12 protein-coding genes and 1 tRNA gene are annotated in these 15,463 nt (G+C 71.5%); 10 read left to right on the top strand and 3 right to left on the bottom strand.

The window, feature by feature from the left end:
• Window positions 1-198: 198 nt before the first annotated feature.
• A complete protein-coding gene (locus ACZ6JS_RS16795; protein WP_469298790.1) occupies window positions 199-1,725 on the bottom strand; it encodes a potassium/proton antiporter in 1,527 nt (508 codons plus the stop codon).
• 286 nt (window positions 1,726-2,011) lie between these two features.
• On the opposite strand from ACZ6JS_RS16795, the gene ACZ6JS_RS16800 reads away from it, so the two are divergent.
• Window positions 2,012-4,876: a penicillin acylase family protein gene (locus ACZ6JS_RS16800; protein WP_469298567.1), complete on the top strand. Its 2,865-nt coding sequence runs from the start codon at window positions 2,012-2,014 to the stop codon at window positions 4,874-4,876.
• Between the two features lie 6 nt (window positions 4,877-4,882).
• Here the strand turns inward: ACZ6JS_RS16800 and ACZ6JS_RS16805 are convergent, their stop codons facing one another.
• Window positions 4,883-5,497: a 5-formyltetrahydrofolate cyclo-ligase gene (locus ACZ6JS_RS16805; protein ID WP_469298569.1), complete on the bottom strand. Its 615-nt coding sequence runs from the start codon at window positions 5,495-5,497 to the stop codon at window positions 4,883-4,885.
• Window positions 5,498-5,588: 91 nt separating this feature from the next.
• Here ACZ6JS_RS16805 and galU point away from each other — a divergent pair, with 91 nt between their 5' ends.
• The 9 genes from galU to ACZ6JS_RS16850 all read left to right on the top strand — a co-directional run bounded on the left by galU (window position 5,589) and on the right by ACZ6JS_RS16850 (window position 14,854).
• Entirely contained in the window at window positions 5,589-6,491 is a 903-nt protein-coding gene (galU, locus tag ACZ6JS_RS16810) for a UTP--glucose-1-phosphate uridylyltransferase GalU (protein ID WP_469298571.1), read from the top strand.
• Between the two features lie 4 nt (window positions 6,492-6,495).
• A complete protein-coding gene (gene glp / locus ACZ6JS_RS16815) occupies window positions 6,496-7,866 on the top strand; it encodes a molybdotransferase-like divisome protein Glp (RefSeq protein WP_469298572.1) in 1,371 nt (456 codons plus the stop codon).
• A gap of 123 nt (window positions 7,867-7,989) precedes the next feature.
• A complete protein-coding gene (gene moaC, locus ACZ6JS_RS16820) occupies window positions 7,990-8,469 on the top strand; it encodes a cyclic pyranopterin monophosphate synthase MoaC (RefSeq protein WP_030662516.1) in 480 nt (159 codons plus the stop codon).
• Window positions 8,466-9,053: a MogA/MoaB family molybdenum cofactor biosynthesis protein gene (locus tag ACZ6JS_RS16825; protein WP_469298574.1), complete on the top strand. Its 588-nt coding sequence runs from the start codon at window positions 8,466-8,468 to the stop codon at window positions 9,051-9,053. Before moaC ends, ACZ6JS_RS16825 begins: the two co-directional genes overlap by 4 nt.
• Before the next feature lie 17 nt (window positions 9,054-9,070).
• On the top strand, window positions 9,071-9,679 hold the full coding sequence (locus ACZ6JS_RS16830; protein ID WP_469298576.1) for a GNAT family N-acetyltransferase: 609 nt from the start codon (window positions 9,071-9,073) through the stop codon (window positions 9,677-9,679).
• Window positions 9,680-9,865: 186 nt separating this feature from the next.
• Window positions 9,866-10,909: a divisome protein SepX/GlpR gene (gene sepX / locus ACZ6JS_RS16835; RefSeq protein WP_469298578.1), complete on the top strand. Its 1,044-nt coding sequence runs from the start codon at window positions 9,866-9,868 to the stop codon at window positions 10,907-10,909.
• 78 nt (window positions 10,910-10,987) lie between these two features.
• Window positions 10,988-11,061: transfer RNA gene (locus ACZ6JS_RS16840), tRNA-Ala, on the top strand.
• Window positions 11,062-11,794: 733 nt separating this feature from the next.
• Complete coding sequence (locus ACZ6JS_RS16845) at window positions 11,795-13,294, top strand: tyrosinase family protein (RefSeq protein ID WP_469298580.1); 1,500 nt, start codon at window positions 11,795-11,797, stop codon at window positions 13,292-13,294.
• Window positions 13,295-13,375: 81 nt separating this feature from the next.
• Entirely contained in the window at window positions 13,376-14,854 is a 1,479-nt protein-coding gene (locus tag ACZ6JS_RS16850; protein ID WP_469298582.1) for a CoA transferase, read from the top strand.
• Between the two features lie 54 nt (window positions 14,855-14,908).
• Here ACZ6JS_RS16850 and ACZ6JS_RS16855 read toward each other — a convergent pair whose 3' ends face one another.
• A complete protein-coding gene (locus ACZ6JS_RS16855; protein ID WP_469298584.1) occupies window positions 14,909-15,427 on the bottom strand; it encodes a GNAT family N-acetyltransferase in 519 nt (172 codons plus the stop codon).
• Window positions 15,428-15,463 lie beyond the last annotated feature (36 nt).

Raw genomic sequence — 15,463 nt, forward strand, 5'->3', positions numbered from 1 at the left:
GCCAGCTCTGCGTCAGGCAGAGTTGGTTCGATCTGTTGTGCCTTCATCGTACAGGGGAAGTCGATACCACGCCCTGTGATTGCGCCGACAAGCCGTCCCGCCACCTGCGATTAACGGGAACTTCGCAGATGAATGCCCCTCTATATCCAGAAAATAGAGGTCAGATCGCTCTTAATCCGGCCGAATTAGAACGCCGCTCTAATGGGATGTGTGGCCGTTCCCGGTTCCCAGCCAGCCCGCCAGCTTGCCGCCCCGGGCCACCGCCCGCAGCCGCGCCTCCGCCGCATCCCGGACCGGGTCCGTGGCCACCACCAGCAGCTCGTCCCCGCGCCGCAGCACGGTCGACGGCGCCGGTACGAAGCTCTTGGAGTCCCGGACGACCAGCGTGACCGAGGCTCCCGGCGGCAGCCGCAGCTCGCTCACCTCGACGCCGTGCATCCGCGAGGCCGGCGGGATGGCGAAGGACAGCAGGTGCCCGCGCAGCTTCTCCAGCGGCGCCGACTCGATGCCGAGGTCGGAGGCGGTCTCCATGCCCCGCCCGAGGTCCAGCTTGCGCGCCAGCCAGGGCAGGGTCGGCCCCTGCACCAGCGTGTAGACGACGACCAGCACGAAGACGATGTTGAAGACGCGGTCGCTGCCCTCGATCCCGGACACCATCGGGATCGTCGCCAGGATGATGGGCACGGCGCCGCGCAGGCCCGCCCACGACATCAGGACCTGCTCCTGCCAGGGGATCCGGAAGGGCAGCAGGCTGACGAAGACCTCCAGGGGGCGCGCCACCATCGTCAGCACCAGGCCGATGACGACGGCGGGCCAGAAGTCGCGGACCAGCTCGTGCGGCGTGACCAGCAGGCCCAGCAGTACGAACATGCCGATCTGGGCGATCCAGCCGAGCCCGTCCGCGAAGCCGCGCGTGGCCGGCCAGTGCGGGAGCTTGGCGTTGCCCAGCACCATCGCCGCCAGGTACACCGCGAGGAAGCCGGAGCCGTGCGCCATCGCGCCGGCCGCATACGCCACGATCGCGATGGCCATCACGGCGATCGGGTAGAGGCCGGAGGCGGGCAGGGCCACGTGCCGCAGGCCGTAGGCGCCGAGGAAGCCGACGGCCAGGCCGATCGCGGCGCCGATCGCCAGCTCCAGGGCGATCTTGCCGAGCAGGACGTACCAGTCGTCCACCGGGCCGACCGTGGAGAAGGCCACCACCAGGATCACGACGGGTGCGTCGTTGAAGCCGGACTCGGCCTCCAGGACACCCGTGATCCGGGCCGGCAGCGGTACCTTGCGCAGCACGGAGAAGACGGCCGCGGCGTCGGTCGAGGAGACGACCGCGCCGATCAGCAGCGCCTGGCGCCATTCGAGTCCGACGAGGTAGTGCGCCCCCGCCGCCGTCACGCCCACACTGATCGCCACGCCCACCAGGGACAGCATGATCGCGGCCGGCAGGGCCGGCCTGATCTCTTTCCACTTGGTGCCCAGACCGCCCTCGGCGAGGATCACGACGAGGGCCGCGTAGCCGATGACCTGGGTCAGCTCGGCATTGTCGAAAACGACGTTCCCGATGCCGTCCTGGCCGATGGCGACGCCTATGCCGAGGTAGATGAGCAGGCTGGGCAGGCCGCTGCGCGAGGAGACCCGTACCGCGGCCACGGCGACGAGCAGTACGAGCGAGCAGACCAGCAGGAGCTCATTGAGCGTGTGGACAGTCAGCGGGCGGCCCTCCTCAATGCGCCCGGCGGATCGATCCTCCCGGCGACAAGTTCGGCAAGTAGTTCGTTACCTTACCTAATCTTTGACGCGCCCTTTACGCGATAACCACATTGTGAAACGGCTGTTCGCCCCTGTCCTCGGGACCGTGGGACCCGTTGTAGATCCATTCCGGACCGCCTCCCGGACCGTCCCGGGATACAGGCCCTCCACACGGCCTCCACCCCTGGCGGATCAACGGAGTCGGTCCTGCGCCTATGGTTGCTCCCAGCACTCCCAGGACCACCCTGCCCCTCTAAGGACAGCGATGCCCGCCAACGAAACCGCTCCTCCCGCCAAGAAGAAGGGACGACGCGCCCGTCTGATCGCGCTCGTACTGGTCCTGGGTCTCGTCGCGGGCCTCGGCTACGGGGCGTACTGGAGCGTGGACAGCGTGCGCGCCTCCTTCCCCCAGACGACCGGCTCCCTCGACGTGCCCGGCCTGAAGGGGGCGGTCGAGGTGAAGCGCGATGCCAACGGCATTCCCCAGCTCTACGCGGACAGCGACGACGACCTCTTCCGCGCGCAGGGCTTCGTGCACGCGCAGGACCGCTTCTGGGAGATGGACGTACGCCGCCACATGACCGCGGGGCGGCTCTCGGAGATGTTCGGCGCCGGCCAGGTCGAGACCGACGCCTTCCTGCGGACGCTGGGCTGGCGCCAGGTCGCGCAGGAGGAGTACGACACCAAGCTCTCCGCCGAGACGAAGAAGAACCTGCAGGCCTACGCCGACGGGGTCAACGCGTACCTGAAGGGGAAGTCCGGCAAGACCCTCTCCGTCGAGCACGCCGCCCTCAAGCTCAGCGACGGCTACCAGCCCGAGCAGTGGTCGCCGGTGGACTCGGTGGCCTGGCTCAAGGCGATGGCCTGGGACCTGCGCGGCAACATGCAGGACGAGATCGACCGCGCGCTGATGGCGAGCAAGCTCTCGCAGGCGCAGATCGCCGAGCTCTACCCGCCGTACCCGTTCGACCGGAACAAGCCGATCGTCGAGGGCGGCAAGGTCGACGGCGGCAAGTACACCCCCCAGGGCCAGAGCGGGAACTCCGGCTCCGGCTCGGGCAGCGGCTCCGGTTCCGGCTCCGGCTCCGGCGGCAGCGTCGCCAACCAGGCCTCCACCGCCCAGGGCGCCGGCAGCACCACCGGCCTCGCCGGCAACGCCACCGCCCAGGGCGCGGCCGTCGGCCTGCGCACCCAGCTGAGCGCCCTCGCCGACACCCTGGAGGAGGTCCCGGCGATACTCGGCCCCAACGGCAGCGGCATCGGATCGAACTCCTGGGTCATCTCCGGCAAGTACACGACCACCGGCAAGCCGCTGCTCGCCAACGACCCGCACCTGTCGCCGCAACTGCCCTCGGTCTGGTACCAGATGGGCCTGCACTGCCGCGCCGTCTCGGCCCAGTGCAAGTACGACGTGGCCGGCTACACCTTCTCCGGCATGCCCGGCGTGGTCATCGGCCACAACGCCGACATCGCCTGGGGCATGACCAACCTCGGCGCCGACGTCACCGACCTCTACCTCGAGCAGATCAAGCCCGAGGGCTACGTCTACGACAACCGCGTGCTTCCCTTCACCTCCCGCGAAGAGATCATCAAGATCGCGGGCGGCACCAGCAAGAAGATCACCGTCCGCACCACCAACAACGGTCCGCTCGTCTCCGACCGCAGCGAGGAGCTCGCCACGGTCGGCACCCGCGCCCCCGTCGACAGCTCCGCGCCCGACCGCGGTGACGGTTACGCCATCGCCCTGCGCTGGACCGCGCTGGACCCGGGCAAGAGCATGGACGCGGTCTTCAAGCTCAACCAGGCCAAGAACTTCGACGACTTCCGCAAGGCGGCCGCCGACTTCGAGGTGCCCTCCCAGAACCTGATCTACGCCGACAGCAAGGGCGCCAACGGCAACATCGGCTACCAGGCCCCGGGCCGCATCCCGGTCCGCGGCCAGGGCGACGGCCGGATGCCGGCCCCCGGCTGGGACTCCAAGTACGCCTGGAAGGGCGGCCGGGACGGCAACGCCGGCTACATCCCGCAGAACGAGCTGCCCTGGGACCAGAACCCCTCGCGCGGCTACATCGTCACCGCCAACCAGGCCGTCGCGGAGAACGGCACCGGCGCGGGCAAGTACCCGCACCTGCTGACCACCGACTGGGGCTACGGAGCCCGCAGCCAGCGGATCAACGACCTCATCGAGGCGAAGATCAAGGACGGCGGGAAGATCTCGACCGACGACATGCGGACCATGCAGATGGACAACAGCAGCGAGATCGCCGCGCTGCTCACCCCGATGCTGTCGAAGATCCAGGTGTCGGACCCGGGCGTGCGCGCCGCGCAGAAGCTGCTGGACGGCTGGAACTACACGCAGGAGTCCGACTCGGCGGCCGCCGCCTACTTCAACGCGGTCTGGCGCAACATCCTCAAGCTGGCCTTCGGCGACAAGATGCCCAAGGAGCTGCGGATCGAGGACAGCTGCATGAACGTCCTGGGCAACGGCAGCGGCCCGGCCGACGACCTCGCCAAGACCGTTCGCGAATGCGGCACCCGCGACGCCGACTCGGCGCAGCCCGACGGCGGCGACCGCTGGTTCGAGGTCGTCCGCCGCCTGGTCAAGGACGAGAAGTCGCAGTGGTGGAGCGCACCCGCCAAGGGCCTGAACAAGCCGGCCGCCACCACCCGCGACGAACTGTTCGCGCGGGCCATGGCGGACGCCCGCTGGGAGCTGACCGCCAAGCTCGGCAAGGACCAGTCCACCTGGAGCTGGGGCCGGCTGCACCAGCTGAACCTGAAGAACCAGACGATCGGCACCGAGGGCCCCGGCTTCATGCAGTGGCTCCTCAACCGCGGCCCGTGGAACGTGGGCGGCGGCGAGGCGACCGTCAACGCCACCGGCTGGAACGCCTCCAGCGGCTATGGGGTCACCTGGGTGCCGTCCATGCGGATGGTCGTCAACCTCAACGACCTCGACAAGTCCCGGTGGATCAACCTCACGGGTGCCTCGGGCCACGCGTACAACTCCCACTACACGGACCAGACGCAGATGTGGGCCAAGGGCGAACTGCTGGAGTGGCCCTTCGGCAAGGACGCCGTCGAGAAGGCCACCGTCGACACCCTGACCCTCAAGCCGGCCGGGTCGTGAGCCGGGTCACGAGCTGAAGCGGCGCACCCCCGACGGGGTGGCCACCGCCTGAACGGGGTGGTCGTGCGGTTCCTCCGGGACCCGCGCGACCACCTCGTCGTCGTAGAGGAGCACGACCAGCGCCGGATGCGCCCCGGCCCGCTCCAGCCGCTCCAGCACCCGGTCGTAACTGCCCCCGCCGCGCCCGAGCCGCATGCCGCGGCCGTCCACCGCGAGCCCGGGCAGCAGCACCGCGTCGGCCCCCGTCACCGCGTCCGGACCGAGCGCGGGGCCGGACGGCTCCAACAGCCGCATCCTGCCCGGGTGGGCGGCCTCGGCGAGGCTGCCGGGACCTTCGTACGCCGCCCAGTCGAGGTCGTCGTCGGGCATCAGGAGAGGGAGCAGCACCCGTTTGCCGGCTGCGCGCAGGGCGTCGAGGAGCCCACGGGTGCCGGGCTCGCCGCCGACCGAGACGTACGCCGCCACCGTGCGCGCACCGGCCAGTTCGGGAAGTTCGAGGGCGGTGACGGCGAGCGCCTCGGCCGCCGTGCGGCGGGCTTCGGGGGACAAGGCGCGACGGGCCGCGAGGAGTTCCCGGCGCAGCTCGGACTTCGCGGACGCGGTGGGCGTGTTCTCTGCCACGAGAATCAAATTTCCTTCGAATCAGGGCATATATGGACCTACCAACCTCGATCTCGTCGGGTGTTCGGCAGGACCCACTATCGTTCTGGCCATGACTATGTTGCACCCCGTGATCAAGAAGGCCGTCATTCCGGCCGCTGGCCTCGGTACCCGCTTCCTTCCGGCGACCAAGGCGACCCCGAAGGAAATGCTCCCGGTTGTGGACAAGCCGGCCATTCAGTACGTGGTCGAGGAGGCCGTGGCGGCCGGGCTCGACGACGTCCTCATGATCACTGGGCGTAACAAGCGAGCCTTGGAAGACCACTTCGACCGCAACTACGAGCTGGAGTCGGCCCTCATCGCCAAGGGCGACGACGACCGCCTGAAGAAGGTCCAGGAATCCAGCGACCTCGCGACCATGCACTACGTCCGCCAGGGCGACCCGAGGGGCCTGGGCCACGCGGTGCTGTGCGCCGAGCCGCACGTCGGCCGCGAGCCCTTCGCCGTCCTCCTCGGCGACGACCTGATCGACCCGCGCGACCCGCTGCTGCGTCAGATGGCGGACATCCACGCCCGCACCGGCGGCACCGTCATCGCCCTGATGGAGGTCGACCCGGCCAGCGTCCACCTCTACGGCTGCGCCGCCGTCGAGGCCACCGACGAGCAGGACGTCGTCCGCGTCACCGGCCTCGTCGAGAAGCCGGAGCCCCAGGACGCCCCCAGCAACTACGCGGTCATCGGACGCTACGTCCTCAACCCCGCGATCTTCGACATACTGCGGGAGACCGAGCCGGGCCGCGGTGGGGAGATCCAGCTCACCGACGCCCTGCAGAAGCTGGCCGCCGACGAGAGCGTGGGCGGTCCGGTGCACGGCGTGGTCTTCCGGGGCCGTCGCTACGACACCGGGGACCGCGGCGACTACCTGCGGGCCATCGTCCGCCTCGCGTGCGAGCGGGAGGACCTGGGCCCCGAGTTCCGCACCTGGCTTCACCGTTACGTCACGGAGGAGATGTAGGACCTTGAGCAGTTCCGCACCGCAGGACACCGGCCACCGTCTGTGGTCCGTGGACGAGCACCTCGCGGACGTCCTCGGGGCCGTCCGGCCGCTGGAGCCGATCGAGCTCCAGCTGCTGGACGCCCAGGGCTGTGTCCTCGTCGAGGACGTCACCGTGCCCGTCGCCCTTCCGCCCTTCGACAACAGCTCGATGGACGGCTACGCCGTCCGCACGGCCGACGTCCAGGGTGCGAGCGAGGAGTTTCCCGCGGTGCTGACGGTCGTCGGGGACGTCGCGGCGGGCAGCGGTGAGCTGCCCACCGTGGGCCCCGGCGAGGCCGCCCGGATCATGACCGGGGCCCCGCTGCCGCCCGGTGCGGAAGCCGTCGTACCCGTGGAGTGGACCGACGGCGGCACGGGAGGCGGTGCCGCAGCCGGGATGACCCCGGCCAGCGCCGCCCCCGAGCGGGCGGGCGGCGAGGTGCGCGTGCACCGCGCGGCCGAGGCGCGGGCGCACGTACGCGCCCGAGGCAGCGACGTCCAGGCGGGCGACCTCGCCCTCGCGGCCGGGACCGTCCTCGGCCCGCCCCAGATCGCCCTGCTGGCCGCCATCGGGCGCGGCACCGTGCGGGTGCGCCCGCGCCCCCGCGTGGTGGTCCTGTCCACCGGCAGCGAGCTGGTCCAGCCCGGCGAGCCGCTCACCGCAGGCACGATCTACGACTCCAACAGCTTCGCGCTGGCGGCGGCCGCGCGGGACGCCGGAGCCATCGCCTACCGGGTCGGCGCCGTCGCGGACGACGCCGACACCCTGCGCTCCACCATCGAGGACCAGCTGATCCGGGCCGACCTGCTGGTCACCACGGGCGGGGTCAGCGTCGGCGCCTACGACGTGGTCAAGGAGGCGCTCTCCTCGGTCGGCTCGGCAGCATCGTCCGGTTCCGCCGGCCCCGGCGAGGACGACGTGGACGTGGACGCGACCCGGATCGACTTCCGCAAGCTCGCCATGCAGCCCGGCAAGCCGCAGGGCTTCGGCACGATCGGCCCCGACCACACCCCGCTGCTGGCGCTGCCCGGCAACCCGGTCTCCTCGTACGTCTCCTTCGAGCTCTTCGTGCGCCCTGCGATCCGCGCCCTGATGGGGCTGCCGGAGTCCGAGGTGCGCCGGCCCAGCGTGCGTGCCGTGCTGAAGGCCGACAAGGCACTGGGATCCCCGGCCGGCCGGCGCCAGTTCCTGCGCGGCGCGTACGACGCCGAGAGCGGCACGGTCAGCCCGGTCGGCGGATCGGGCTCCCACCTGATCGCCGCACTGGCGCACGCCGACTCGCTGATCGTCGTACCGGAAGACGTCACCTCGGTGGAACCCGGTACCGAGCTGGAAGTGGTCCTGCTCGGCTGATCCGCGGCGTCCGCTCCCGCGCTCCCGGACCCGTTCCCCCGGCGCGCCCCTCCGGCGGCGCGTGCGGGTAGCGTGTGTCGCACCACACAGGCCCCCGGGGGCCCAGAGCGGAGCGGCACAGCAATGAGTACCGAGAGCAGGCTCACCCACATCGACGAGGCCGGTGCGGCCCGGATGGTCGACGTCTCCGCGAAGGACGTCACCACCCGGACGGCGCGCGCAAGTGGACGCGTACTCGTCTCCCCCCGGGTGATCGAGCTGCTGCGCGGCGAGGGTGTGCCCAAGGGGGACGCCCTCGCCACCGCGCGCATCGCCGGGATCATGGGGGCGAAGAAGACCCCGGACCTGATCCCGCTGTGCCACCCGCTGGCCGTCTCGGGCGTGAAGGTCGACCTGTCGGTCGCCGACGACGCCGTGGAGATCCTCGCCACCGTGAAGACGACCGACCGTACGGGCGTCGAGATGGAGGCGCTGACCGCCGTCGCGGTCGCCGGGCTCACCGTGATCGACATGGTGAAGGCGGTCGACAAGGGCGCCGTCATCACGGACGTCCGGGTGGAGGAGAAGACCGGCGGCAAGTCCGGCGACTGGGCCCGCTCGTGAACGCCCCGCGCGGCGGGGAGGTCCGCAGCCACCACGCGGCGGCGCCGCCGGAGGAGGCCGCTACGGCCCCGGGCGGGTCCCTCGGCAGGGCACTCGTCGTCACGGCCTCCAACCGGGCCTCGCAGGGCGTGTACGCCGACAAGGGCGGCCCGCTGCTGGCCGAGGCGCTGGAGAAGCTCGGCTTCGCGGTGGACGGCCCGCGGGTCGTCCCGGACGGCGATCCTGTCGAGGAGGCGCTGCGCGAGGGCGTGGCCGCCGCGTACGACGTCATCCTGACCACGGGCGGCACCGGGATCTCGCCGACCGACCGCACCCCGGACGCCACCGCCCGGGTGCTGGACTACGAGGTTCCGGGCATCCCGCAGGCCATCCGCGCCGAGGGCCTGGCGAAGGTGCCGACCGCGGCCCTGTCCCGGGGCCTGGCGGGCGTCGCGGGACGCACCCTGATCGTCAATCTGCCCGGTTCCACGGGCGGGGTGCGCGACGGCCTCGCCGTCCTGTCCCGCATCCTGCCGCACGCGGTGGACCAGATCCGGGGCGGCGACCACCCCAGACCGGCGGGACCCACCGGGAGCGCGAGCTGAACGGCCCCACCTGGCCGGTGGTCCTGACCGACGGCGATGTCACGCTCCGGCCGATAAAACTGCGCGACCAGAAGGACTGGCGCGAGGTCAACCGGCGCAACCGCGACTGGCTCCGGCCGTGGGAGGCGACCATTCCGCCGCCCGCGCCGTGGGGGCCGGTGGTCCAGCGGCCCACGTACCGCCAGATGGTCCGTCACCTGCGCGCGGAGGCGAACGCGGGCCGGATGCTCCCCTTCGTCATCGAGTACCAGGGGCGGCTGGTCGGCCAGCTGACGGTCGCCGGGATCACCTGGGGCTCCATGTGCGCGGCGCACGTCGGCTACTGGGTGGACCGCGACGTGGCCGGGCGCGGCGTGATGCCGACGGCGGTCGCGTTGGCGATCGACCACTGCTTCCGGAAGGTGGGCCTGCACCGGATCGAGGTGTGCATCCGCCCCGAGAACGGGCCGAGCCGGCGGGTCGTGGAGAAGCTGGGCCTGCGTGAGGAGGGACTGCGTCCGCGCTACCTCCACATCGACGGCGCCTGGCGCGACCACCTCGTGTACGCGATCACGGCGGAGGAGGTGCCGGAGGGGTTGCTGCGCCGCTGGCACCGCACGCGCCACTCGCAGTCCCCGCCGAAATAGGGGGTCCGCGGGCCTCCGCCCGCCCGGATAAACGAATATCTGTTCGAATTAATGGCCCGAGGTAACCGATTCGCCCATAACCTGATCCGAAGAATCACAAAAAAAGTCCGTGATATCAGCGAGATCGCGCGACACACCGGCCCAATTGGCCGATCCCCTCGCCCGCGCCCCTCTACGGTGTGAGGTGTGAGCAGCAGCGGCCTCATCTACGCAGTCATTGTCGGGGCCTGGGCCGCCTACTTGGTGCCCATGTGGCTCCGGAGGCAGGACGAGCTGAACGAGGCCCGTCCGACGGAACGCTTCTCCACCGCCATTCGGCTGCTTTCCGGCCGGGCGGGAATGGAGCGCCGTTACGCCAAGGGGCTGCGTGAGCGCGGTGACGAGGAGGCGGAGCCCCACGCGGACCCGGACGCCGCGACGGAGACGGTCAATTCCGTCGACGCCGACGCCCGGGCCCTCGGCGTGTCCCCGACCAGGGCGGAGCCGCGAGCGGCGGCCGCCGAGCGGGAGCAGCGCGCGGAGCGGGCCCGGCGCGAACAGCGCCTCCAGGTCCTCGCGCGCCGGCGGCGCACCACCGCACTGCTCTTCCTGGTCTTCACCGCCGGCGCCGTCGTCGCGGCGGTGGGAGGCCTGCGCTACCTGTGGGCGCCCGCCGTGCCCGCCCTCCTGCTGAGTGCGTACATCGCCCACCTGCGGGTCCAGGAGCGGCGGCGCTACGCGTTCACCATGGACCGGCGGCGCGCCGAGGCTGCCGCACGGCAGCTGCGCGAGAACCGCCCGCGCCGCCGCCATCCCGAAGAGGGCGCGGCCGCCGCGGGCGAACCGGATCCTGCCCCACCGGTCTCCCCCCAGGAGGCCGGCCGGCGCGCGCTGGTCGAGCAGACCGACCACGCCGAGTGGGTGGACCAGCAGCGCGAGCGCGAACGCGGCCCCGCCCGCGGTGACAGTTGGGAGCCGGTCCCGGTCCCGCTGCCGACGTACGTGACGGCCCCCGTCGCCCCCCGCGCCACGGGCCCCGTGGCCCCGGACGCCTGGAGCGCGACCCGCTCCAGCACGGCCGAGCCGACGGAACCCCGCCTGCGCGCCCAGCCCGCGGTCCCCGCCCCGGCCCCCGCCGAGGACGACGCGCAGGACCGGACCGCCCAGCGCCCCCGCGGTCAGGGGCGCGGCCGCACCCCGCTGTTCGACCAGTACGAGAGCGATGACCGCCCGCGCGCCGCGAACGAGTGATCGGTGACCTGCGCGGACCCTCGCGGGAACGCGTTTTGGAGCACCGGCGCAGGGGTGCTACTGTTTCACACGTCGCAAGGGCCTGTGGCGCAGTCTGGTAGCGCACCTCGTTCGCATCGAGGGGGTCTGGGGTTCAAATCCCCACAGGTCCACAGACGACAGTTCTTGAGTAGCTCTCAGGAATCGTCACGAGATCCCGTTCCGCCGGAAGGCGGGGCGGGATCTCGGCGTTTGTGGGTGCGTTCGAGGTGCTGTCCGCATGCGGGCGGGTCCTCGATCGGCTGCTCGGCCTGCGGGAGGGGTCCCCCCCCGGGTTCGTCGCCTCCGGGGCCCGCACGCGAGTCACTGCAGACGCCTGACGGGTCCGGGCTCGGCGTGCAGTCGGGCCGGGGCCGCCCAGCCCCGCTCGCTCCGGGCCGGAGCATCCCGGACCCGCGGCAACCGCGTCCGACGCGTCGGCCCCGACGGCAGGGGAGGCGCCGGGCCGTCTCGCCGCCGTCTCGGCCCTGAGCCCGCGCCGACGGGAACGCCGGACGGCCGACGGTGCAGGTTCGGCGGGCGGCGTGTTGCCCCCTGTGCGGAAGAAACCTTTCTTGATGCCTGTGACCCCGCTCGGATGCGCGAAATTCCGAGTAGCGGAGAAATGGGGAAACGATACTTCCCTTTGTGTGGCGTGCCGAATTCCCGCGATGCGCGCCCAGCGTAATTATATCGAATTCAACAATTGACCCGGGCGACCAACTCCCCGGCGGGTAGGGACTCCTGGAAGGGGGCCGCCGGCCGCCTGTGTCGATGATTCACATGCGCCGCGGCCTACCGCATACTTCTCGGCGACTACCGAACCCGGTCGTCGGTAATTCCTGTTCGGAGCGCAGTGGAGGAATCATGGTCCTGACCGAGAACGGTGTGACGGCTGAGCAAGTCATTGCAGCGCCGACTTACCTGGCGGATATTCGATTCTTCTTCCGGCCCCAGGACGTGGCGCACATGGCCGCCAAGGGGATCGAACTCGGCACGTACGACGGACTGAAGAGCAACGCGCTCTCGGTGCACGCGCAGACGGCGCCGCCCAACTCGCTGATGCCCCCGGACGCGGAGGGAAAGTGGAGCGCGGCGCGTTCCCAGACGTTCCGCAACTGGATCGTCAACGGATTCCCCCTCGGTACGGCCACGCCCGCCGAGCCGCCGACGGACGGGCCCGTCCCCACCCGGCTGCGCAAGGACGTGACGACGCTGAGCGAAGACGAGTTCGAGCTGCTGGCCACAGCGTTCAGGGGCCTCATGGACCGCGACCCGGAAGCTCCGGACAGCTACTTCGCCCTGGCCGGGCACCACGGCCTGCCGAACAGCTGGTGCTTGCACCATCAGGACCGCTACAACCCCTGGCATCGCGAGTACCTGCGCGTGTTCGAGGACGCCCTGCGCTCCGTCCCGGGCTGCGAGGAGGTGACGATCCCCTACTGGGACATCTCGACGGCGCTACCGGAGCGGCTGCAGCAGCCGCCGTTCGCCGAGTACGTGCTCCCGGCCGATCCCGGCGCCGCCGTGACGCCGCCCGTGACCGGCTTCTTCCCGTACACCACCGAGCGCTTCCCGGCCGCCGACATCGCACGGAACGTCAGGGACTACGAGGTCCTGGAGGACATCGAGACGTCGCTGACCCAGTCGCTGTGGGGCGCGTACAACGTGAACGGCTACCAGGACTTCTCGATCCAGGCGCACGACAGCGGCCACGGATCGATCGGGCCCACGATGCAGACCCCCGAAGTCGCTTCCTACGACCCGGTGTTCTGGTTCTTCCACTGCAATCTCGACCGACTTTGGCTGAGCTGGCAGACGCGGATTTCCGCGACCACGCTGACCGGATTCCGATCCACGCTGGGGGAGAACACCGACTGGCTGACGACGCCGTTCAACGCGCTGCCTCCGTACAGCACCACCGCGGACCAGACGATCGAAACCGAAGTCTCCTACGATCGGCTGGAACTCCTCAGTCCCGTGGAGGGGCCGCTGGAGAATCTTTCCGGAAGTATCGACGTCGCCCACGGATTTGCGTTCCGCAGTGCCAGTCCGGTCTCCGTTCGGGTCAAAGGGATTCACCGCCTCAACATTCCCGGATCGTTCGTCGTCAATCTGCTGGCCGATGGCGAGCCGGTCGCGAAGCGTTTCTTCTTCCAGCCGATCAATCCGCCGGGCTGCGCCAATTGCGTGGAGCACGGGATCGTCAACATCGACTTCAGGATGCCGCAGGAGCGTCTTCTCGACCGGACACTGTCCGTCCGCATCGATGTGCCCGGGCATGCCGGGGAGATCGGCGCGGCCTTCCCGCTCGCACGGGCCGGCAATCCCACGATCAACGCGCGGCTGCTGGTGGAGGAGGCGTAGGCGGGCGGGCGCAGGGGCCGCCCGGACCGCGGATCCCGCCCTTGCGGCCCTGCGGGGCGGCGGTTGGGCGAAGATGCGTTCATGGCGATCGGTTGTGGACGGGACGGCGGGACGGCCCAGGCCTGGAAGGCCGTCGGCGGCGCACCGGAGCTCGTGGAACGGGTCCGGTTCGCGGGAACCGGCGATCTCGGCGAGGGGCCGCTCCCGGTCGGGGAGTTGGCGCGCGCCACCGTCGCGGTCTGCGGACTGGCGGCGGCGGAGCTCGCCGCGGTGCGGGCCGCAGGCACGACGGGGCACCCCGGTCCCCTCGTGGTGCACGAGGGGGCGGTGGCGACGGCCTTCGTCAGCGAACGCCATCTGAGGATCGCGGGTCGGCCCGCGGTGACGTTCGCTCCGCTGTCCGGCTTCTGGCGGGCCGCGGACGGCTGGGTCCGCACGCACGCCAACTACCCGCACCACGAGGCCGCGCTCGTAGGCGCGCTGGGGCTGCCCTCCCCGACGCCGGAGGCACTGCGCGCCGCCGTCGCCGCACGGACGGCCGTCGAGGTACAGGAACTCGTGTACGGGGCCGGCGGTCTCGCCGTCGCCGTGGCACGGCGGTACGGGGAACCGCAGCCGCTGGTGGAGACCGTACGCACGACGGGGAAACGGGGACGGGTGCTCGGCGAGGCCCCGCCGGGTCGGCCCGTCACGGGGGTGCGGGTGTTGGACCTGACGCGCGTCATTGCCGGGCCCGTCGCCACGCGCACGCTCGGCCTGCTGGGCGCGGACGTGCTGCGGATCGACCCGCCGGCGCTGCCTGAGGCGGACGACGCGTACGCGGACACCGGCTTCGGGAAGCGGTCGGCGCTGCTGGACCTGGGGCGGGCCGCAAACCGTGCGGTCTTCGAGGGGCTGCTGGCCGAGGCCGACGTGGTGGTGACCGGCTACCGGCCGGGGGCGCTGGAGCGCTATGGGCTCGGGGCGCGGGACCTGCTGGAGCGGCGGCCGGGCCTGGTGGTGGCGGAGCTGTGTGCGTGGGGGTGGCGGGCGCCGCAGCCGTGGGCCGGGCGGCGGGGCTTCGACTCGCTGGTGCAGGCGGGCTACGGCATCGCCGCCGCGTGCGCGGGTCCGGACGGGACCCCCGGAGTGCTGCCGGCGCAGGCACTGGACCACGGGACGGGCTACCTGGTGGCGGCCGGTGTGATGCGGGCCTTGGCCGAGGGCGGCGGGCGGGGCCTGCGGTTCTCCCTGGCCGGGACGGGGTCGTGGCTGGTCCGCGGGCTGGCCGGGGCTCGGGCCGACGACGGTGCAGGGGCTCGGGCCGACGACGGTGCCGTGGCTCGGGGTCACGATGGTGCCGGGGCTCGGGCCGAGGACGGTGCCGGGGCTCGGGCCGAGGACGGTGCCGGGGCTCGGGTCCAGACCGGGGCCGGGGCTCGGGGGTATGAGGCGGAGCCGTGGCTCCGGGAGACCGGGTCGGGGTACGGGGCGCTGCGGCACGCCGCCAGCCCCCTCGGGGAATGGGCCGGGGGCCCGTCCCGGTGGGGGACGGACCGGCCCGTCTGGCTCCCGCGGTAGCGCGGCAGCGGCGCCGATGCCGCCCGGCCCGGCGCCGACCCGTGACCCCGCGCCTCAGACGCCGGCGGGGCTGGAGACCGGCGCCCCAAGGGGCTTGGCCATGCAGCGGCTGGAGTCGTAGAAGCGGTAGAAGCCGAACTTCGACGAGGGGATGTAGCCCTCGGACAGGTAGAGGGCGATCGCCTCCGGCTGCCGGTCGCCCGTTTCGAGGACCATCCGCAGGCGGCCGGCCGCGCGGGCGTCCGCCTCCAGGGCCGCGAGGATGCGGCGCGCCAGGCCCAGGCCGCGCGCCTCCGGCACGACGTACATCCGCTTGAGCTCGGCGTCGCCGTCCGAGTAGCCCTCGTCGTTCTGTTCCTGGGCGCGCCAGCCTCCGGTCGCCACCGGGGCGCCGGTCGTGTCGTACGCCACTATGTAAAGGCCCCTCGGCGGGGCGAACATCGCCGGGTCCAGGAAGGTGGCGTCGCCCTCGCCCTGGTACCGCTCCTTGTATTCGAGCTGTACCCGGTCGTTGAGTTCGACCGCGTCCGGGTGGTCGTACGGCACGGTGCGGAGCTCGATCCCATGAGACATCCGAACATCGTACGGAACCATCCCGCTATGGTGCTG

Source organism: Streptomyces sp. NPDC046349, assembly GCF_055587885.1.